We start from the raw sequence: 20668 nt of genomic DNA on the forward strand, positions 1-20668 counted from the left end.
TGCCACAGTGGTCGGTGCGGCACCCATGGACGGTGAGCTGCTCCACCGCGTGATCGCGCCGTACGTCGTCACGGAGTCTTCGGCCGGAAACGCCTGACCAGTGCGCCCGCCACCGCGCCCGCGGCCATGGGAAGGCCTGTGATCAGTCCGGCGACAAGGACGAGATCGAGGAAGACCTCGCCCGTACCGGGCCCCTGGTCGCCCGCTGCGACGCCCACGGACCTCGGCATCAGGCTGAGGGGCGTCGCCACCGCTCCTCCGACGAGTGCCACCGCCAGCGGGAGCCACTCGCCGTGGCGGGCGACGGACCATCCGAGGAGCGCAGCGGGGACGGCGAGCAGGAGCAGCGTCAGCATGATCGAGGCGCCCGCCATGTCCTCCATGCCGAAGAACCAGGGCAGCCACATGGACACGGCCGAGCCGACCGTCCAGAGCGCCGGGCGCGTCCACCTGTGGCGTTGCCAGGGACCCGATCCGGCAGAGCCGGTGGCGTCCCGAGCGGCTGTCGGGCGCTGCCACCGGGCTTCGCAGGAGTAGCGCAGGGCCCGGCCGAGCACCAGTCCGACGAGCAGCGGGACTTCCGTACAGGCTGCGGCCAGGAACCAGGCGAGCCCGCCGAGGACGAACCCTCTGGACGTCGGTGGCCCGGTGCCGGCCGAACCTCCGAGCCAGAGGATCTCGGTCAGGAAGAGCGTGGCGGAGAGTCCGGCCGCGAAACCCAGCAGCGACAGGAGCCGGCCGGCGGCGGTTCAACCGCTCTACCGTCGGGTAACTCGGCTCTGCCGACGCCGCGTTGGCATGAATCCGACACTCTCGACACCCGGGCAGGCCCGATGATCCGGCTCCTCCTCCGCACCGCACTGACGCTCGCCCTCCCGGCCGCGCTCCTCGTCGCGCCCGCGGCCTCGGCAGCCCCGTCCGCCGCCCCGGCGACCGCCGCCGGCGCGGCGGCCTCCAGCCTCTCCGCCGAATGGACGGCGCCGCTCTCCACCCGGGGCCGCTACATCGTCGACGCCACCGGTGCCCGCTTCAAGCTCCGGGCCGGCAACTGGGACGGCGCCCAGGGCTCCTGGACGGGATCCGGCAGCGCCGCCGACCCGGCCAACCACCACAGCGGCCAGGACTCCCACGGCATCCCGCTCGGCCTCGACCGCGCCCAACTGCCGACCCTGATGGCGGACTTCCACCGCCTCGGGCTCAACAGCATCCGGCTGCCCTTCTCCAACGAGATGATCCGCACCACCGCGCCGGTGCCCGACGACGCCGTCGCGGCCAACCCGCAACTGCGCGGCCTCACCCCGCTGCAGGTCTACGACGCCGTGGTGCGCGCGCTCACCGCGGACGGCTTCGCGGTGATCCTCAACAACCACACCAACACCACCCGTTGGTGCTGCGGCCTGGACGGCAACGAACGCTGGAACAGCAGCCAGTCCACCGCGCAGTGGGAGGACGACTGGGTGTTCATGGCCCGGCGCTACCGCGACAACAAGCGGGTGGTCGGCGCCGACCTCTACAACGAGGTCCGCCGCGACTACCTCGACGACCCCAACTGGGGCCTCGGCGACGCCCACGACTGGTACGCCGCCGCCCAGCACGCCGGGGACCGCATCCTCGCCGAGGGCAGCCCGGACCTGCTGATCGTGGTCGAGGGCATCAACTGGACGGGCATCCCCGCCGACGGCCTGCCGCATGGCCGCCCCACCCTCACCCCCGTCCGCACCCTCTCGCACACCCTGGTCGCCTCCCACAAACTGGTCTACTCGGCGCACTTCTACGGCTACACCGGCCCGAACCACAGCGGCGCCACTGGCCTCGGCGAGACCCACGACGCCCGCTACCAGGACCTGAGCCGTGACGAGCTCCACCGGGTCCTCGACCAGCAGGCCCTCTACGTCGCCGCCGAGAACGGGCAGCACTTCACCGCCCCCGTCTGGGTCAGCGAGTTCGGCATCGGCGCGGACGAGGGCGCGGCGGCGCCGCGGACCTGGTTCGGCAACTTCACCGACCGCCTGGCCGCCCTCGACACCGACTTCGCCTACTGGCCGCTGGTCGGCTGGAACGACCCCGGCCGAGGCGACAGTTGGGCCCTCCTCCGGTACACCGCCGCCGGTAGCCGCTCGGGCCTGCTGGACGGCACGGACTGGCGCGCCGACGCCTGGAACCGTCTCGCCGCAGCCCCGGGCCTCACGGGGCCGGTGTCGGCCGCCGACTCCTGGCACATGCTGACCACCGACCACGCCGACGCCGTGCAGTCCCTGCGGGTGCGCGCCGCCGGAGACTGGGACGGCGGAGCCCGCAAGGCCGTCTGCCCCGACGGGGAGCGCCTCGCCGGCGTCGCCCACACCGGCGGCCGCGGCCTGTGCACCGACACCGCGACCGGCGGCGACCTGCGGGCCGCCACCGGCGAGGCCGTCGTCGTCCGCGACGAACACAACGTCCCGGCGGGCGGCGACTGGGCCTCCGGCTACACCAAGTACCAGTGCGCGCAGGGCCAGTACCTGATCGGCTACAGCCTGCGCGGCTCCCGGGTCTCGGCCGTCCTCTGCGCCACGGCCCGCCGCCCGCTGGGCACCGGCACCCGCACGGTCTGGTTCGACCGCGGCGACAACCGCCCGTCCGCCGACCCCGGCGGCGAATTCGCCCACGGCGCCTACAAGGGCCAGTGCGCCCCCACCGAGTACGCCGCCGGCCTCGCCTTCACCACCCGCATCGGCTCCTCCGGAACCCCGGACGCGCTGCTCTGCCGCCCGCTCTCCTGAACCGCTACGGCACTGCCGTGAGCACGAGTCCGTCGTCCGTCCCGGCACGGTCGACCCGGACCTCGACGGTGCCCGCGCCGCGCCGCAGCGTGAACACCGGATGGACCGCCATCAGGAAGTCGAGCCCCTCCCGGTCGGCCGCCGACAGGGGAGGGGCGAGCAGCGCCTCGCACCGCCACGCTCCGCCGGCCGTGGAGACCGCGCCGAGACGGACGGCCACCCGGCCGAGACAGGTCTCCGGGTTGGCCCACCACTCCAGGTGCGCGGTCCCGTCGCGGTCGTCCATGCGGCCAGTGTCGCAGCGCCGTCCACCGGATATCGTCGGCCGGGCGACAGCGGCGAGGCGGACGCGGACGGGCGGCAGACGGGCGGGCGACGATGATTCGGGAGAGCGACGTGCGATGGCTGTCCGGCCTCGTGGGACGGGCCGAGCCGGACGAGGGCTGGGCGGAGGACGAGCACGTCCGGTACTGGCTCTACCAGGAGTGCCTGGCGGCCCGCCCCTCGTCGGCCGACGAGGAACGGATCGTGGAGATCGTCGTCCGGGACCAGGACGCGGCGATGGCCGAGTCCACGCTGGTGTGGCACGTCGACCGACTGGCACCGGACGTCGCCACGGCGGAGGCCTTCGCCGACCGGGTCGGCGTCCTCGCCGGACAGGCACCGGACTTCGCCCACCTGCAGGCGAGGATCGGGCAGTGGGCCCTGGTCAAGCGCGCGGAGGCCGACCCGGAGGGCTCGGTCGCGACCGTGCTGGCCGGGGGCCTCTGGCTCCAGCGGAAGGTCGCGGACACCTCGCGGTCGCCCGCGCTGCTCGGCGCCCTCGCCGACCACGGGGCCGCCCGGAAGACCAGGAACACGGCTGCGGACCGGCTCCGCAGGCTCGCCGCTCCCTGACGGCCGACCGCCGCCTGCGCAGCAGGCCCCGGGGATGCCCGGCCGTCAGCTGCGGAAGCCGACGTGGACGTGGTCGTGGTGGGCGTCGTCGGTGAAGAACTGGTTGGGGGTGGTCCCGCCGGAGAGCCGGCGCGGGCCGCCGACGTTGTAGGAGCCGCTCGCCGCCGCAGCGCGCATGAAGCCGTCGACCAGGTCGTGCGGGGTCGCCGGGTCGACCACCTCGTGGCCGTCGATCCGCCAGACGTCGAAGGCCCGCCCCGGCGGATGGTCGCTCGGCCGGGAGGTGCCGAACACGTCGACGGGATGCCCCGAGCGCAGCACGGTCACCGCGTACGAGTACCGCCCGGCCAGCGTCAGCATCGAGGCGAGGACGCTCTCGTGCACGCCGCCCCCGCGGACGTCCGCGACCGCGGCCGGCGGCAACTGGATCCGCGGTTCGGCCAGCACCCGCTGCGCCGCGTCGGAGAGGGCGGCGGCGGGCGGTGCCGGCTCCGCCGGGTGCAGGGCCGTGACGTTCCAGCGCGGCTGCGCCCTGACCAGCCGCACGTCGACGGTGGTGCCGCCCGAACCCTCGGTGGTCCACTGCCGACAGGGGACCATCACGCTGGCGGAGTCGGTGAGGTGCCCGCCCCACTGGGCGTTGACGACCTGCAGGACGGCCTGCGGGGCGGTGCCGAGCAGCGGTCCGGCCTGGTCGGCGAGCGAGGGGTCGAGGCCGAGCGCCCGGACCCGTTCGCGGGCGGCGGCCAGGCCCTGTCCGCCGGCGGGCCAGGCGCCGAGCGCTTCGACCAGCTGGGTCGCCCGCAGCTTCACGTCCGGATCGATCTCACCGGGGCCCGGTTGCCACGGGGCGGTGGCCGGGAGCGCCGTGGAGGAGCTCTCCGAGGGGGTCGCGGACACGGACGGGCCGGCCGGCGCGGCCGGGGAGGCGGAGCCGGTGGCCGTCCGGCTGCTGGTGCAGGCCCCCAGGGCCACCCCGGCCAGGCCGAGCAGCACCGCCCGCCGGGGCACCTGGGACGCCTGCGGCGAGGGCCGGGGCTTCTCGGCACTCACCGCTCCACCGTACGACGGCTGCGCCCGGGCGGCCCGGTCACCGGGTGCGGCGTCCCGGAACCCCGTAACCCGGCGCGCACCCCATGTGATCATGTCGGCATGGCAACCGGTCGGATCATCTTCCTCAACGGCACGTCCAGCTCCGGCAAGTCCAGCATCGCGCGCGAGCTCCTGGAGATCCTCGACGACGGGGTCTTCTTCCACCTGGCGGTCGACGGCTTCAACGCCATGCGCACCAAGCGGGAACTCGGCGAGGCCGAACTCGCAGCCGCGCTGCGCCGCACCAGGGAGGGCTTCCACCGCTCGATCGCGGCCATGGCGGGTGCGGGCAACGACGTCGTCGTGGACCACGTGCTGAGCGAGGAGTGGCGGCTGCTCGACTGCCTCGCCGTGCTGCCGCCGGAGGACGTGCTGTTCGTCGGCGTCCACTGCCCGCCGGACGAACTGGCCCGCCGCGAACGGGACCGGGGCGACCGGCCGCCGGGCCTCGCGGTGCACCAGTACGGGCTGGTGCACCGGCACGGCGACTACGACCTGGAGTGCGACACCGCCGCGGCGAGCCCCCGGGCGTGCGCGGAGCGGATCAAGGAGTTCCTGCCGCGGCGTCCCACGCCGACGGCGTTCAGTCGCCTCCGCGGAAGGTACCTGACGGGCCGTGGGGGCACGGTCTGAGCCCTACACCCGGACCGCTGTCGCCGGGCGGCTCTCCCGGCCCGCGCGGTCGAGGGCGGTGGCCGTGTACCGGCCGGTCGGGAGTGGCAGGGGCCGGATGCAGTCGGTGGCGGGCAGGCAGGCCGCCAGGGTGTCCACGGTGAGGTGCGGGCGGTCGCCGGGTGCTTGCGGGAGGCGGTGGACGGCGTAGCGGAACGGCGGCGGGCCGCCGGGGGTGATGCGCAGGGTGCCGTCCGCCGCGGTCAGGACGGGCGCGGCCGGGGGAGTGCCGCCAGCGAGCCGTGGCAGCAGCGGGGGCAGGGCGGGGCGGTGCCAGTGGTCGGCGGTGAGGCGGGCGACGGCGCCGATCGGGTCGGTGCGGACGTTGTGGGCGCTGAACAGGATCTGGCCGCCGATCTGCGGCAGCGTGGCGTCCAGGTCGAGGTGGCGGGAGAGTTCGGCCGGGTCCTGCCACGCCGGGGCCTCGCCCGGGGCGCCCACGCGGTAGGCGGCCTGGCCGGTCCAGAGCAGGGTGTCGCGACCGGCCGTCCTGGCGGCCCACCAGCGGGCGAGGGTGCCGTAGTCGGCCTGCGGGTGGCCGAGGTGCCAGTACAACTGTGGGGCGACGTAGTCGAGCAGGCCGTCCTGCACCCAGCCCAGCGAGTCGGCGTAGAGCCCGTCGTAGGACTGGAAGGCGGCGGTGGCCGATCCGCGCGGGTCGGTCGCGGCGTTGCGCCAGATGCCGAACGGGCTGACGCCGAAGGCCGCCTCGGGCCGCACCGCCCGTACCAGGTCGCGCAGTTCGCGGATCAGCAGGTCGACGTTGCGCCGCCGCCAGGCCGCCCGGTCGGTGGTGGTCCCGCCGTACGCGGCGAAGGAGGCGTGGTCGGGGAAGGGCCGGCCGGCGACGGGGTAGGGGTAGAAGTAGTCGTCGAGGTGGACGCCGTCGACCTGGTAGCGGGCCACCGCGTCCAGGATCGCCTGTTCGACGAAGGCACGGGCGGCGGGGACGCCGGGGTCGTAGTAGAGGCGCCCGCCGTAGGGGACCGCCCACTCGGGGTGGCGGCGGGCCGGGTGGTCGGCGGCGAGCCGTGCGGGGTCGTCGTGCTGGGCGATCCGGTACGGGTTGAACCAGGCGTGGAAGGCGAGGCCGCGGGCGTGTGCGGCGTCGACCAGGAAGCGCATCGGGTCCCAGCCCGGGTCCTGCCCCTGGACGCCGGTCAGCCACTGCGACCAGGGCTCGTACCAGGAGGGCCAGAAGGCGTCCGCGGTCGGCCGGACCTGCACGAACACCGCGTTGGCGCCGGCCGCCGCCGCGGAGTCGAGCAGGTCGTCGTACGAGGCGCGCAGCTGCGCCTCGGGGAGGCCGGGCGCGGGGGGCCAGTCGATGCGGTCGACCGTCGCGATCCAGACGCCGCGCAGCCGCCGCGGCGGCGCCCCGGCGGCGGCCGTGGCCGGCCGTGCCGCGGCGGTCAGGGTCAGCGCACCGAGGCCGCCCAGGAAGAGCCGGCGGGACGGACGCGGCGGCATGGCGGCTCCCGGGGGTGAGGGTGGTGCCACTCTCACCGCCCGGGGCGGGCGGTGTCGCGGCACCGCGCCGTCGGCGTCCTCCGCACGGGGGAATTGCGGGGTGAATTGTCGCCGACCACCGTGCCAACGGCGACTTCTGACGTCCGATCGGGGAGAAGGTGGTGCCCGGCTCCACTCCTCGGGAGGCAACACCGTGCTCACTGTGCCCGTCCGGCTGCTGGCGGTGCCGCTCGCCGTCGTGCTCGCCGCGCTGCTGCCCGCGGGGGCGGCACCCGGCAGCGGCGCGGGGACGTCCGCCGCCGCCCGGAGCCTCGGCTCCGACCTGGACGCGCTGTTCGCCGACCGGGCGCTGACCGGTGCCCAGGTGTCCGCGCTGGTCACCGATGCGGCCACCGGCGAGGTGCTGTACCGGCGGACGCCCGGCGCGCTGCTGCTGCCCGCCTCCACCCAGAAGACGGTGACCGCGGCGGCCGCCCTCGAACTGCTCGGCCCCGACCACCGCTTCACCACCGAGGTGCTCGCCGCCGGCCCGCGCACCGGCGGCCGGATCGACGGCGACCTGGTGCTGCGCGGCGGCGGCGACCCGACGCTGCTGCCGGCCGACCTCGACGCGCTGGCCGCCGCGGTGGCCGCCGCCGGGGTGACGGAGGTCGGCGGCGCCCTGCTGGCCGACGCGAGCCGCTGGGACGACGTGCCGCTCGGTCCCAGCTGGTCGTGGGACGACCAGGCGGCGTACTACAGCCCGCAGATCTCCGCGCTGACCCTCACCACCGACACCGACTACGACCCGGGCACCGTCCGGGTCGTGCTGACCCCCGGGGAGGCGTCCGGGCAGCCCGCCGCGGTGCGGGTCGTCCCCGCCGAGGCGCCCGTCCGGTTCACCGGCCGGGTGGCGACCGGCGCGGCCGGCAGCGCCCGCACCGCCGTGGTCGACCGCAGGCCCGGCGGCAACGAGCTGCTGCTCTCCGGCAGCGTCCCGGCGGGCGGCGGCCCGAGCGAGGAGTGGATCGCCGTGGACTCCCCGGCGCTGGTGGCCGCCGACGTGTTCGCCGCCGCCCTGGCCCGGCACGGGGTCACGGTGCAGGGCGCGCCCCGCGAGGGCCGGGCGCCGGCCGGCGCGGCCGTCCTTGCCGCCCACGACTCGGCGCCGGTCTCGGCCCTGATGGCGCCCTTCCTGAAGCTCAGCAACAACGGCATCGCCGAGCACCTGGTGAAGGAGATCGGCCGGGTGCGGGCCGGCAGCGGCAGCTGGGCCTCCGGCACCGACCAGGTGAACGGCTTCCTGCACCGGGCGGGCCTGGAGCCCACCGAGGCCCGGCAGGTGGACGGCTCCGGGCTGTCCCGGCACAACCTGCTGACCGCCTCCCGGCTCACCGCGCTGCTGGCGTACGCCCGCACCCGGCCCTGGTTCGCCACCTGGTACCAGGCGCTGCCGGTGGCCGGGGACGCCCGGCGCGCCGTCGGCGGCACCCTCACCGACCGGATGCGCGGCACCGCCGCCGAGGGCCGGGTGCACGCCAAGACCGGCTCGATGACGGGGGTGGACGCCCTGACGGGCTACGCCGAGCGGGCCGACGGGCGCACCCTCGCCTTCGCCGTCCTGGTCAACAACTTCGCGGGCAGCAGCCCCCGTTCGGTGATCGACGCGTTCGCCGTCCGGCTGGCCGGGGGTTCGGCCGCCACCGTCCGTACCGCCCCGCGGGCCGAGACACCGGCCGGGACGCCGGACCGGGACTGGGAGACCGCCTGCCTGGTGGAGGCCCGGTGCTGACGGGCCGCACCGGCCGGCTGCCCGCCGCGCTGCTCGCCCTCGCGCTGCTCGCCGTCACCGGGACGGCCGCCGCGGGCTGCGTCCGCCGCCCGGACGAGGACCTCGGGCCCGTCCCGGACGTGCCCGGCGGGACGTTCACCGTCGCCCTCACCGAGCCGGACCACCTCACCCCCGGCCGTACGACCAGCAGTTACTCCCTCCAGGTGCTGGAGGGGCTGTTCGACACCCCGCTCGCCCTGGACCCCTCGGACGGCCACGCGGTGCCGCTCGCCGCCGAGTCGATCAGCACCGACGACCAGCGGGTCTGGACACTGCACTTCCGGCCCGGCGCCCGCTTCCACAACGGCGAGCCGGTCACCGCGGCCAGCTACGCCGACGCCTGGAACGCGGCCGCGTACGGGCCCAACGGCTGGGAGGCCAACGGGTACTTCAGCCAGATCGACGGCTACGCCGCCCTCAACCCGGCGGACGGCGCCAAGCCCCCGACCGACCGGCTGTCCGGCCTGGAGGTGGTCGACGACACCACCCTGAAGGTCACCCTCGGGGCACCGTTCAGCCAGTTCCCGATGCTGCTCGCCTTCCCCGCGTTCGCACCGCTGCCGAAGGCCGCCTTCACCGACCCGGCCGGGTACGACCTGCACCCGGTCGGCAACGGCCCGTTCGCGATGGACGCCGACTGGCGGCACCAGCAGCGGATCGACCTGCGCCGCGCCGAGGACTACACCGGGCCGCGCCCGGCCACCGCCGACGGCGTGCACTTCCGGATCTTCACCAGCAAGGACACCGCCTTCACCGAACTGCGGGCCGGACACGTCGACTTCATGGCCAGCGTGCCGCCCGCCCGGGCCTACGAGGCGAAGCGCACCTTCGGCAAGCGGTACTCGGTGCGGCCCAGTGGCACCATGGACTACCTCGGCCTGCCGCTCTGGGACACCCGCTACGCCAAGCCCGAGCTGCGGCAGGCCATTTCGATGGCGATCGACCGCCGCGGCATCACCCGGGCGATCTTCAACGAGGTGTTCGCGCCCGCCGACTCGCTGGTCGCCGCGATGATCCCCGGCCACCGGGCCGGAGCCTGCGGCGAGACCTGCGAGTACCGGCCGGAGCGCGCCAAGGAGCTGTTCGACCGGGCCGGTGGCTTCACCGGCACGCTGGAGCTGTACTTCGCCAACTCCGACCCCACGTACGAGCAGTGGATGACCGCGGTGGCCAACGAGCTCAAGCAGAACCTCGGCATCCGCTCCATCGCCTTCCGCAAGATGTCCGGTGCCGACCTCGGCCCGATCCTCAACGGCCGCAAGGCGACCGGGCCGTACCGGCAGAACTGGGTGGCCGACTACCCGAGCGTGCAGAACTACCTCGCCGGGCTGCTCGGCCCCGACAACCGCTCCGGCTGGTCCGACCCGGCCTTCGACCGGGCGCTCGCGCTCGGAAACGCGGCGCCGGACGCCGCCGGGTTCGAGCAGCACTACCACGAGGCCGAGTCGATCGCGCTCCGGGCGCTGCCGCTGATCCCGCTCTGGAACTGGCAGGACCAGACCGCCTGGAGCCCCCGGATCGGCAACGTCCTGGTCGACCCGTACGTCGCCGGCCTGCACCTGGAGAAGGTGACCGTGCGGCACTGAGCCACTGACCACCGTCGCGACCACACGAACCGGGGGCGCCCGCCGATGGGCCGATACATCGCCCGCCGCCTGCTGTACGCCGTTCCCGTACTGCTGGCGACCACCTTCCTCATCCACGCCATGGTGTTCGTGCTGCCCGGCGACCCGATCCAGGGCCTCGCCGGGGACCGGCCGGTGCCGGCCGCCGTCCTCGCCGAACTGCACCGCCGCTACCACCTCGACGACCCGCTCGTCGTCCAGTACGCCAAGTACCTGGGCGGGCTGCTGACCGGCGACCTCGGCCGGACCTTCACCGGCGAACCCGTCGCCGACACCCTGGCCGGCCGCTGGCAGGTCACCCTGCGGCTCGGCCTCACCGCCTGGTTCCTGGAGACCGTCCTCGGCGTCGCGCTCGGCGTCTGGGCGGCGCTGCGCAAGGGCCGCTGGGCGGACAACGCGGTGCTCGCCGGCACCACCCTGGTGATCGCCGTACCGGTGTACATCGTCGGCTACCTCGCCCAACTGCTGCTCGGCGTCAAGCTCGGCTGGTTCCCGGTGGCCGGCGCCGAGGACGGCTGGCCGACCGCCTACCTGCTGCCCGGCCTCGTCCTCGCCTCCTTCGGCGTCGCCTACGTCGCCCGGCTCACCCGCGCCTCCCTGCTGGAGAACCTGCGCGCCGACCACGTGCGCACCGCCGGCGCCAAGGGCCTGCCCCGGTGGCGGGTGATCGTCCGGCACACCCTGCGCAACTCGCTGATCCCGGTGGTGACCTTCCTCGGCATCGAACTCGGCTCGCTGATGGCCGGCGCCGTCGTCACCGAGTACGTCTTCAACCTGCCCGGCGTCGGCCAACAGGTCTTCCAAGCCATCCAGTTGCGCGAGGGACCGACCGTGGTCGGCATCACCACCGCCCTGGTGCTGGTCTACTGCCTGGCCAACCTGGTCGTCGACGTCCTGTACGGCCTGCTCGACCCGAGGATCCGCCATGACCGGTAGCCCGCAGGCCCCCGCACCGCCCCCGGCCCCCGCCCCGGCACCGCCCGCGCCCGTCCGGGACCTCACGCTGCCGCCGAAGCGGCGCCCCCGCCGCGGCGAGTCCCCCTCCGCCGGCGCCTGGCGGGACCTGCGCAGGCGCCCGCTCGTCCTCGCCTGCACCGGCGTGCTGCTGCTGATGGCGCTGATGGCCGCCTTCCCCGCGCCGTTCGTCGCGCTGCTCACCGACGACAGCGGCCGCTGCGAACTCGCCGACTCCCGGGTCGGCCCCAGCCTGCACCACCCGTTCGGCTTCGACCTGCAGGGCTGCGACTACCTCGGCCAGGTCGTCCGCGGCAGCCGCCCCTCGCTGGTCATCGGCCTCGCGGTGACCGCCGGGGCACTGCTGCTCTCGCTGCTCCTCGGCATGCTGGCCGGCTTCTTCGGCGGCTGGGTGGACACCCTGCTCTCCGGCCTCACCGACGTCTTCTTCGGCCTGCCGTTCGTCCTCGGCGCCACCGTCGTCCTGGTCGCCTTCCCCGACCACGGCCTCGGCGCGATGACCCTCGTCCTCGTCGCCCTCGGCTGGACGACCATGACCCGGGTGATGCGCGCCCAGGTCATCGGCCTCAAACAGGCCGACTACGTGCAGGCCGCCCGCTCCACCGGCGCCGGACCGCTGCGGCTGATGACCCGCCACCTGCTGCCCAACGCCGCCACCCCCGTGGTGGTGGTCGCCATGCTGAACGTCGGGAACGTCATCTCCGGCGAGGCCACGTTGGACTTCCTCGGCGTCGGTCTGCAGTACCCTGCGGTCTCCTGGGGCCTGCAACTGAACGCGGCCCAGGCGTACGTCCTCGACTTCCCGCACCTGCTCGCCTTCCCCGCGCTGTTCCTGTCGGCGACCGTGCTGAGCTTCATCCTGCTCGGCGACGCCGTCCGGGACGCGTACGACCCGAAGCTGAGATGAGGTCCGCATGCCGACCCACGACCGGCCCCGAACGGTGCCGCAGGCCCTGCGACCCGGCGACCGGGTCGCCGTCGCCGCACCCGCCGGCCCGCCCGACCCCGCCCTGCTGGAGCGCGGCACCGCCCTGCTGGCCTCCTGGGGCCTGGAGGTGACGGTGCTGCCGCACGTCCGCGACAGCCACCTCGGCCACCTCGCCGGCCGCGACGAGGACCGCGCCGCCGACCTCACCGAGGCCTGCGCCGACCCCGGCGTCCGCGCCGTCCTCTGCGCCCGCGGCGGCTACGGCACCCAGCGGATGGTCGACCTGGTCGACTGGAAGGCGATCGACGCCGCCGCCGAACCCGCCCTGCTGATCGGCTCCAGCGACATCACCGCCCTGCACGAGGCCTTCGCCGTCCGGCTCGGCACCAGCACCCTGCACGCCCCGATGCCCGCCACCGGCGCCCTGGTCGACAACCCGGCCAGCGCCGACCACCTGCGCACCGTGCTCTTCCACCCCGAGCAGGTCACCGAACTGCCGCTCACCGGCGGCGCGCTCGTCCCCGGCACCGCCCGCGGCCGGCTCGCCGGCGGCAACGCCAGCCTGCTCGCCGCCTCCGTCGGCACCCCCACCGCTCTGCCGCCCGAGGGCTGCCTGCTGCTGCTGGAGGAGACCGGCGAGGAACCGTACCGGCTGGACCGCATCCTCACCCAGCTGGTCCGTGCGGGCGTGCTCGGCCGGGCCGCCGGCATCGTGCTCGGCGACTTCACCGACTGCGGGCCCGAGGAGGAGGTCCGCGCCGTCCTCGCCGACCGGCTCGGCGGCCTCGGCATCCCCGTCGCGGCCGGCCTGCCCGCCGGACACGGCCCGCTCCAGCTCACCGTCCCGCTCGGCACCGCCGCCGAACTCGGCGACGGCGTGCTCACCCTGCTCGAACCCCCGCTCGCCCCGCGCCCCGCCCCGGGCCGGCCGGCCGCCGAGGAGACCGCGTGCGCGTCCTGATCTCCGCCGACATGGAGGGCGCCACCGGCACCACCTGGCCGGAGGACGTCGAACCCGGCGCGCCCGCCTGGCAGCGGATGCGCCGGCTGCTCACCGGCGACGTCAACGCCTGCATCGCCGGACTGTTCGCCGGCGGCGCCGAAGAAGTCCTGGTCAACGAGGCGCACGAGACCCAGCGGAACGTCCTGCTGGAGGAACTCGACCCGCGGGCGAAGCTGCTGATCGGCCGGCACAAACCGCTCGGCATGATGCAGGGCGTCCAGGACGCCGACGCCGTCGTCCTCCTCGGCTACCACACCGGCGCGGGCGCGAACGGCGTCCTCGCCCACACCTACCTGGGCGCCGGACTCACCGGCTTCCGGATCGACGGCACGGACGCCGACGAAGGCCGCATGAACGCCCTGACCGCCGCCGAACACGGCGTCCCCGTCATCCTCGTCACCGGCGACGACCTCACCTGCGCCGCCGCCGCAGCCTGGGCACCCGAGGCCCGCACCGCCGCCGTCAAGGAGTGCGTCAGCCGCTACGCGGCGGTCTGCCTGCCGCCGGCCGTCAGCGCCGCGCTGATCCGCGACCGGGCCGAGCTCGCCGTGCGCGACCACCGGCTGCTCGGCCGCCCCGAACCCGTCACCGGCCCGCACCGCTTCGAGATCGACTTCCACGCCACCCACCAGGCCGAGGCGGTCGCCGCGGTGCCCACCGTCGAACTCCTCGGCCCGTGCACCGTCGGCTACACCGCCCCCGGCGCCACCCGGGCCGCCCGCACCTTCAAGGTCTGCACCGTGGTCGCCCGCGCGGCCACCGAGCAGCAGTACGGATAGCGAGTGCCCTCGAGGGCCGGGGTGGTGCCCCCAGCGCCCTTGAACACACCATCCATGGACCCCTGCCCGACGAGGGAGACCCCGTGACCGTCAGCCCGCAGGCACTCGACACCGACGCGGCGGTCCTCTGCCACGACCTGCTGCGCCTCGACACCGTGAACCCCGGGGACGGCAGCGGGCCGGGCGAGCGGGCCGCCGCGGAGTACGTCGCCGCCCGGCTCGCCGAGGCCGGACTCGACCCGCTGCTCACCGAGTCCGCGCCGCGCCGGGCGAACGTCCTCGCCCGGGTGGCCGGCACCGACCGCACGCTGCCGCCGCTGCTCGTCCACGGCCACCTGGACACCGTGCCCTTCGCCGCCGAGGACTGGACGCACCACCCGCTCTCCGGCGAACTCGCCGACGGCTGCCTGTGGGGCCGGGGCGCGGTCGACATGAAGGGCACCCTGGCGATGACCCTGGCCCTCGTCCGGGACTGGGCCCGCACCGGGCGGCGGCCGCGCCGGGACCTGGTGCTCGCCTTCCTCGCGGACGAGGAGTCGACCGGCGAGTACGGCGCCCGCTTCGCGGCCGAGCGGCACCGGGAGTGGTTCGAGGGCTGCACCGAGGCGATCGGCGAGTCCGGCGGGTACTCGGTGCCCGCGGGTGGGACGGCGGGGGAGCGGCGGCTCTATCCGGTGGCGGTCGGCGAGCGCTGCACCGCCTGGATGCGGCTGACCGCCACCGGCACCGCCGGGCACGGTTCCCGGGCCGGCGCGGACAACGCCGTCGCCACCCTGGTGCACGGGCTGTCCCGGCTCGCCGCGCACGCCTGGCCGGTCCGCCTCACCCCGCCGGTGGAGGCGCTGATCACCGAGCTGGAGGGGGTCCTCGGGACCCGGATCGACCGGGAGCGGCTGGAGGCGGAGGCGGCCCGACTCGGCCGGGCGGGCGCGCTGTTCGCCCACACCGTGCGGAACTCGGCGGTGCCCACCGTGCTGCGGGCCGGGCAGAAGGTGAACGTGGTGCCCGGCAGTGCGCACGCCCAGGTCGACGGGCGGTTCCTGCCCGGCACCCGGGACGAGTACCTGGAGACCGTCGAGCGGCTCCTCGGGCCGGGCGTGACCCGGGAGTTCATCAACCTGGAGGAGGCCGTCGCGGCCGACCACACGGGACCGGCGTTCGCCGCGATGGCCGCCGCCGTGCGCGCCGAGGACCCGGCCGGCCACCCGGTGCCGTACCTGATGTCCGGCGGCACCGACGCCAAGACCTTCAACCGCCTGGGCATCACCTGCTACGGCTTCGCACCCCTGCTGCTCGACCCGGAACTCGACTATCCGACGATGTTCCACGGCGTGGACGAACGCGTCCCCGTCGACGGCCTGGCCTTCGGCGTCCGCGTCCTGGACCGCTTCCTCGGGAGCTACTGAGGGCGTCTGATCCGGGTTCCAGGCGGCTTCTCCCGGACGAGTGTCCGGGGCGGTGGTCCGCGTCCATGACCTGCGGGATCGTGGACGCGTTCCCCGACGTCAATCGGACCGGCATCCCGTAGGAGCACCTGCCGTACGACTTCCCGCCCTGCAAGACGGTCTGCGACCACTACGGGAAGCGGGAGGACGACGGCACCACGCAGCAAGTCCCCGGCCTGCTGCGGGACCGCACCCGCCGGGCACCCCACTACAAGCCCACACTGATCGATCCCACCGCGACCGCCTGCGCCGGCGTCGGGCCGAGGATCCCGCGGTGCCGGTTGCCCACCTCCTGCGCGAGATCAAGGAACTGGGCCACACCGGCAGCACGAACCTCCTGGTCCGCTACATCACCCAGGGCCGCACCGAGGATGACAAGCCCGTCACCACCCGCAGCGCTTCGCGCGGCTCCTCCTCAGCCGCCCCGAGAGTCTGCGCGACAAGGACGCCGCACTGCTGGGGGAACTCATCGAGGGGCCTTCGCCCGTGAAGATGGACACGCGGTTGGTTGTCACGCGGCGAGGGTGAGCTTAGCGGTGAGCTTTGCCCCGTGACGTGGACACCCTGACACTTGGATCTTGTAGATCCACGAAGGGAAGTCCAGATGGGACGTCCGTCGAAGTACTCGGACGAGTTCCGTCGTGATGCCGTCGCCTTGTACCGGGCCTCGGAGGGCCGGCGCACGTTCGCGGCCGTCGCGAAGGAGATCGGGGTCAACCACGAGACCCTGCGGAACTGGGTACGGGCCGCCGACGCCGAGCCGGTCTCGACCAGCCAGGGCCTGAACGCCGAGGAGCGGGCCGGGCTTGCGCGGTTGCGAAAGGCCGAGCGGGAGTGGCAGGCCGAGAAGGAGATCCTGCGCCGGGCAGCGGCCTATTTCGCGCGGGAGATGAAGTATGGGCCCGCCGCTGGGACTTCATCTCCACCCATGCCGCCGAGTTCGGCGTCCAGCGGTTGTGCGAGGTCCTGGGCGTCGCTCGTTCCGGGTGCTACGTCTGGCGGGCCGGTGCCCGGGCCCGCGCCGACCGGGCAGCGGCCGAGACTGCACTCATGCGCGAGATCCGCGCAGTCCACCAGGAGACGCAGGGCGTCTACGGGGTGCCAAGGGTGCACGCCGAACTGCGGGCCCGGGGCTGGGTGGTCAACCGTAAACGGATAGCACGCCTGATGCGCGAGCATGGCATCATCGGCCGCCACCTGCGCAAACGCTGCCGAACGACGATCCCGGACCGGAGCGCGCCGCCCGTGCCGGACCTGATCGGACGCGACTTCACGGCGGCGGAGCCCGATTCCCGGTGGTCGGCGACATCACGTATCTGCCGGTCGGCGGCTCCTGGATGTACTGGGCCACCGTCATCGACCTGCACTCGCGCCGCCTGGTGGGCTGGTCGCCGGCCGACCACATGCGCACCTGGCTGGTCGCCGATGCGCTGGAGGCCGCGGTGGCGACCCGCGGCGGCCGAGTCGATGGCGTGATCTTTCACTCGGACAGAGGGGTCGCAATACGGCTCGGCCGAGTTCGCGAGAGTCTGCCGGCAGCACGGTGTCCGGCGAAGCATGGGAAAGGTCGGCTCCAGCTACGACAATGCCGCCGCGGAGAGCTTCTTCGCCTCACTCAAGCGGGAGTTGATGCACGGAGTGCGATGGGCCAGTCGGCATCAGGTGAGACTGGACGTGTTCCGCTGGATCTCCTTCTACAACCTCCGCCGGCGTCACTCCACGCTCGGCTACCTCAGCCCGATTCAGTTCGAACAGCAGACAGCGGCAACCCGTAAGATCACCCTCGCCGCATGAAACTCCGGTGTCCATGTCCCGGGGGAAGGCTCAGCCTGCTCACGCAAGGAGCGCTCATGTCCACGATTCATCTGCATCAGACGATCGCCGCAACACCCGAGGAGTTCGTCGCCGGGCTCACCGACTTCGGGCCGGGACGCTCGGAGCTCTTCGGCAACAGTGCCGACAAGTACCTCGAGGTGCACGACCGGGACCGCACGAGGCCGACGTCACCGAGGGCTCCGCGGGAATCTGGGAACGGCTGCACTACGACTGGTCCGATCCTCACCGCGTCGTCATGACGACCACCGACTCCAACGTCTGGGGCGGCAAGTCGGGCCACACGTACACGTTCACGCCGAAGGCCGACGGGACGACCGAGGTGGACGCCGTCGTGATCCGCGAGGGCAAGAACCTCAAGGGACGCGTGCTCGGCGTGGTCGTCGGCACCATCGGCAAGCGACACCTCTCGAAGGCCTTCGCGAACACCGGCAAGGCCATCGAGGCCCGGCACCAGGCCGACGGAGGCTCGTGACACGACCACACGGCCGAACTATGGGGAACCACCGCATGCGCCGCGTCCGGACAAGGCCCGGTCGTAGACGCTGATCGCGGCTGTCGCGGCGACCGGCAGGGCGGCGAGTTCGCTGCGGGCGAGGGCGGCGGGGGAGGGCTGCGGGCCCGGCCAGTACCCCGCCGGCCCGCGCGGGCCCGGACGCTGCGGCCGGGGGAGAGGGCAGTGCGGTGCCGGCCGCGGCCCCACCCGTGGCAGGCGCGGTGGTGCTGGTGCAGGAGGTGCCCGCCGCGGCGAGGGCGGCGAGCAGGGCGAGCCGGACGGTCCGGGATACGGGCGGTGAGGCTGCCATACGCCACTGATACCCGCCCGCGCCCCGATCACCGGCGGCGCAACGCCGAACACGGCCGCGCCGCGGCTGGGCCGGCTTGGGCGACCCGGGCCCCCGACCACATGGTCCACAGCGAACAGTCCCGCGTCACGGTGCTCGTGCCGGAGCACCGTTCCATCGGGCACCCCGCTCACCCGCAGCCCCGCACTTTACACCTCGGCCATCAGCGCCACCGACCCTCGGCGTCCGATGTCTCGCACAGTGTCCCGTGCACCTCGCCCAGGCCGGTCGGGCCTGCCCCGCGCCCGTCCATCGCGTCACCTCCACCACCCCTGTCCAGGCGAAGCCGCGCTCTCGTCGCTGCTGCCGACGCTAGGCCCGCGCCGCCTGCCAGGCAGCCCGCCCGCCTCCGCCCGCGCGGCCTGCCCCCGGGCGCGCGGACCGGCCGGCCGAAGCCCGGCAGACACGGCCGCGGCGCTGAGCGGCGACGGTCACGCCGGGCGGGAGTGCGCCGGCCCCTCGGGTCGGGGGCGGAGCGAACCGGCGGCCGGCGCCGGCTTCTCACCTCGGCGGGCCGGACCCGTCGAGGCGCTGCCCGGCCCTCGTGCGAGGGCGGCCAGCGACTGCTCGGCGAGCATCTCTTCCAGGGTCAGCAGGGCACGGGGGGCGTGCCGGGTGTCGATGCGGACGGTGTAGATGAAGCGTGTCAGCCCCGGGTCGGCGAGGGGGCGTGCCACGACCCGGGCGACACCCGCGGGCACGGCCAGCTGCGGCATGACGGCGACGCACAAGCCGGCGGCCACGAAGCCGAGCACGGTGTTGAAGTCGTCGCCGTCGTAGGCCAGGCGGGCCTGGAAACCTGGTGTCCTGGCCATCTGGGCGAGCAGTTCGAGGCGCAGCGCGGCCTCGGGAGCCGCGATCCAGGTCTCGGACGCGAGGCCGGCCAGGTCGATGACGTCCCGGTCGGCCAGGTGGTGGCCGGCCGGGACCACCGCGACGACCGGGTCTCGTGCGACCGGCGTGCGGCGCAGCGTCCGGGGCGGCGGCAGCGGAATGAAGTCGTAGTCGTAGCAGAGGGCCAGGTCCATGTCTCCGCGCCTGAGCCGGCTGTAGCCGGCTTCGGGTTCCACCTGGGAGAGGCTCACCTGTACGTCAGGGTACGTCGTCTGGAGCTGCGCCAGCGCCGGCGGGACGATGCCGGCGGCGGCGGAGGCGAAGGCACCGAGCCGGATCCGTCCGCCCGTACCGGCACGCAGGGCGTCGAGTTCCACGGATGCCGCCGCCCACGCGCTCCGCACGCGCTGTTCGGCGTCGAGGAGGACCACGCCCGCAGGGGTGGCGCGTACGGGGCGGCGCTCGATCACCCGGAGGCCGGCGCGACGTTCGAGTTCGGCGATCTGTTGCGAGACTGCGGGGGCGCTGTAGCCCAGCTCGCGTGCGGCGGCGTTGAAGGAGCCGTGGCGGACCACGGCTTCGAGGGTGGCGAGCAGCCGGGGGTCGAGGCTCTGCACGGAGTTAAGGCTCACTTATCTGTCGCAAAGACGTCTTTTCTTGTGCTTAAGCAGGAACGGCAGCAGGATTCTTGCTCGCGGCCCGGATGCGCAAGACCCCGACACCGGGTCCGCGCCCTTCCCCCTTCCCGTCCTCGGGCGGATCGGTGCGCCCGCAGGAGGACGTGCGCCGCCTCCTGCACGGACCGACCGTTCACGGCGCGTCCGCCGGGCGGGCTCGGGATGCGGCGGCCGCCGGTGATCGACTCCAGGACCTGAAAGGACGTGGTATGCCCACGCCACTCATCGGACTCACCACCTACCTCACCGACGCCCGGTGGGGGGAGTGGGAACTGCCCGCCGCGCTGCTGCCCGCCGCGTACGTCAGCTGCTTCCAGGCGGCCGGCGGCAGCACCGTCCTGCTGCCGCCGGCCGCGCCGGAGGCAGCCGCCGATCTCGTCGCGCGGCTGGACGCGGTCGTGCTGACCGGCGGCGAGGACCTGGATCCCGCCCTGTACGGGGCGCAGCCGCACCCCCGCACGGGACCGCCTGTCCGCGAACGCGACCGGTGGGAGCGCGCCGTGCTGGCCGCCGCCCTTGCACGGGACATCCCGGTGCTCGGAGTGTGCCGGGGAATGCAGTTGATGAACGTCCACGCGGGCGGCACCCTCGTGCAGCACCTGCCGGACGAGGTCGGCCACCACGGGCACAACCCGCACGGGGGCCACTTCGCCGCCCATGCCGTCACCACGGTGCCGGGGACGCGGATCGGCGCGCTCCTTCCGGGGACCAGCCAGGTCGCCACGCACCACCATCAGGCGGTGGCGTCCCTCGGCGCGGGCCTGGTCGTGGGCGCCCGTGCGGCGGACGGCACCGTCGAGGCGATCGAGAGCAACCGCCACCGCTTCGCCGTCGGCGTGCAGTGGCACCCCGAGACGGCCTTCCGGTCGGCGGTGGTGCACGCCCTGGTGGCCGCCGCGGGGTCCGCCGCGAACGCCGTTCCCGGTCGCACCGCCGGGCGGAAGGCCGGCACCCGGCCCGGTTCGCCACCCGCCGCGGTGTCGGCGCCGGTGTCTTGACACCGCCCGGCCCTACCGTCCAAGAT

At 74.3% G+C, this 20668-nt stretch carries 17 protein-coding genes and 2 pseudogenes; 14 read left to right on the plus strand and 5 right to left on the minus strand.

What is annotated here, in order from left to right; genetic code table 11:
* Positions 1 to 68: 68 nt before the first annotated feature.
* Positions 69 to 413 carry a hypothetical protein gene (locus AB0442_RS19635; RefSeq protein ID WP_366164217.1) on the minus strand — a complete coding sequence of 115 codons (345 nt, stop codon included), beginning with the start codon at positions 411 to 413 and terminating at the stop codon, positions 69 to 71.
* 420 nt (positions 414 to 833) lie between these two features.
* On the opposite strand from AB0442_RS19635, the gene AB0442_RS19640 reads away from it, so the two are divergent.
* Positions 834 to 2759 carry a cellulase family glycosylhydrolase gene (locus tag AB0442_RS19640; protein WP_366164218.1) on the plus strand — a complete coding sequence of 642 codons (1926 nt, stop codon included), beginning with the start codon at positions 834 to 836 and terminating at the stop codon, positions 2757 to 2759.
* Positions 2760 to 2763: 4 nt separating this feature from the next.
* On the opposite strand, the gene AB0442_RS19645 is transcribed toward AB0442_RS19640, so the two are convergent.
* The gene (locus AB0442_RS19645; protein ID WP_366164219.1) at positions 2764 to 3045 is read right to left on the minus strand and encodes a hypothetical protein; all 282 of its coding nucleotides are present in this window, start codon (positions 3043 to 3045) and stop codon (positions 2764 to 2766) included.
* Positions 3046 to 3155: 110 nt separating this feature from the next.
* Between AB0442_RS19645 and AB0442_RS19650 the strand changes: the two genes are divergently transcribed.
* Positions 3156 to 3656 (plus strand): hypothetical protein, encoded by a 501-nt coding sequence (locus AB0442_RS19650; RefSeq protein ID WP_366164220.1) that lies wholly within the window; start codon positions 3156 to 3158, stop codon positions 3654 to 3656.
* A gap of 45 nt (positions 3657 to 3701) precedes the next feature.
* On the opposite strand, the gene AB0442_RS19655 is transcribed toward AB0442_RS19650, so the two are convergent.
* Positions 3702 to 4709 (minus strand): hypothetical protein, encoded by a 1008-nt coding sequence (locus AB0442_RS19655; RefSeq protein WP_366164221.1) that lies wholly within the window; start codon positions 4707 to 4709, stop codon positions 3702 to 3704.
* A gap of 99 nt (positions 4710 to 4808) precedes the next feature.
* Between AB0442_RS19655 and AB0442_RS19660 the strand changes: the two genes are divergently transcribed.
* A complete protein-coding gene (locus AB0442_RS19660; RefSeq protein ID WP_366164222.1) occupies positions 4809 to 5381 on the plus strand; it encodes an AAA family ATPase in 573 nt (190 codons plus the stop codon).
* A gap of 3 nt (positions 5382 to 5384) precedes the next feature.
* On the opposite strand, the gene AB0442_RS19665 is transcribed toward AB0442_RS19660, so the two are convergent.
* Positions 5385 to 6890, minus strand: a complete 1506-nt coding sequence (locus tag AB0442_RS19665; protein ID WP_366164223.1) for a family 10 glycosylhydrolase — start codon at positions 6888 to 6890, stop codon at positions 5385 to 5387.
* A 193-nt stretch (positions 6891 to 7083) separates the two neighbouring features.
* Here AB0442_RS19665 and dacB point away from each other — a divergent pair, with 193 nt between their 5' ends.
* From dacB to AB0442_RS19715, 10 genes and pseudogenes are all read left to right on the plus strand, one after another.
* Positions 7084 to 8661 carry a D-alanyl-D-alanine carboxypeptidase/D-alanyl-D-alanine-endopeptidase gene (dacB, locus tag AB0442_RS19670; protein ID WP_366164224.1) on the plus strand — a complete coding sequence of 526 codons (1578 nt, stop codon included), beginning with the start codon at positions 7084 to 7086 and terminating at the stop codon, positions 8659 to 8661.
* Positions 8655 to 10286, plus strand: coding sequence for an ABC transporter substrate-binding protein (locus AB0442_RS19675; protein ID WP_366164225.1), 1632 nt, complete (start codon positions 8655 to 8657; stop codon positions 10284 to 10286). The genes dacB and AB0442_RS19675 overlap by 7 nt, the downstream gene beginning before the upstream one ends.
* A gap of 45 nt (positions 10287 to 10331) precedes the next feature.
* Complete coding sequence (locus AB0442_RS19680) at positions 10332 to 11261, plus strand: ABC transporter permease (protein WP_366164226.1); 930 nt, start codon at positions 10332 to 10334, stop codon at positions 11259 to 11261.
* Positions 11251 to 12207: an ABC transporter permease gene (locus tag AB0442_RS19685; RefSeq protein ID WP_366164227.1), complete on the plus strand. Its 957-nt coding sequence runs from the start codon at positions 11251 to 11253 to the stop codon at positions 12205 to 12207. Before AB0442_RS19680 ends, AB0442_RS19685 begins: the two co-directional genes overlap by 11 nt.
* 7 nt (positions 12208 to 12214) lie before the next feature.
* Positions 12215 to 13189 carry an LD-carboxypeptidase gene (locus tag AB0442_RS19690; protein WP_366164228.1) on the plus strand — a complete coding sequence of 325 codons (975 nt, stop codon included), beginning with the start codon at positions 12215 to 12217 and terminating at the stop codon, positions 13187 to 13189.
* Positions 13177 to 14010: a M55 family metallopeptidase gene (locus AB0442_RS19695; protein WP_366164229.1), complete on the plus strand. Its 834-nt coding sequence runs from the start codon at positions 13177 to 13179 to the stop codon at positions 14008 to 14010. The genes AB0442_RS19690 and AB0442_RS19695 overlap by 13 nt, the downstream gene beginning before the upstream one ends.
* Positions 14011 to 14093: 83 nt before the next feature.
* Complete coding sequence (locus AB0442_RS19700; protein WP_366164230.1) at positions 14094 to 15416, plus strand: M20/M25/M40 family metallo-hydrolase; 1323 nt, start codon at positions 14094 to 14096, stop codon at positions 15414 to 15416.
* Positions 15417 to 15640: 224 nt separating this feature from the next.
* Positions 15641 to 15893, plus strand: a pseudogene (locus AB0442_RS19705) (ISL3 family transposase); the annotation flags it as partial.
* 166 nt (positions 15894 to 16059) lie between these two features.
* A pseudogene (locus AB0442_RS19710) lies at positions 16060 to 17249 on the plus strand (IS3 family transposase).
* 277 nt (positions 17250 to 17526) lie between these two features.
* Positions 17527 to 17763: a hypothetical protein gene (locus AB0442_RS19715; RefSeq protein ID WP_366164231.1), complete on the plus strand. Its 237-nt coding sequence runs from the start codon at positions 17527 to 17529 to the stop codon at positions 17761 to 17763.
* Between the two features lie 801 nt (positions 17764 to 18564).
* Here AB0442_RS19715 and AB0442_RS19720 read toward each other — a convergent pair.
* Positions 18565 to 19584, minus strand: a complete 1020-nt coding sequence (locus AB0442_RS19720) for a LysR substrate-binding domain-containing protein (protein WP_366164232.1) — start codon at positions 19582 to 19584, stop codon at positions 18565 to 18567.
* 269 nt (positions 19585 to 19853) lie between these two features.
* Here AB0442_RS19720 and AB0442_RS19725 point away from each other — a divergent pair, with 269 nt between their 5' ends.
* Positions 19854 to 20642, plus strand: coding sequence for a gamma-glutamyl-gamma-aminobutyrate hydrolase family protein (locus AB0442_RS19725; protein WP_366164233.1), 789 nt, complete (start codon positions 19854 to 19856; stop codon positions 20640 to 20642).
* Positions 20643 to 20668 lie beyond the last annotated feature (26 nt).

This window comes from Kitasatospora sp. NPDC085895, assembly GCF_040702125.1.
GTDB classification, from domain to species: Bacteria; Actinomycetota; Actinomycetes; order Streptomycetales; family Streptomycetaceae; genus Kitasatospora; species Kitasatospora arboriphila.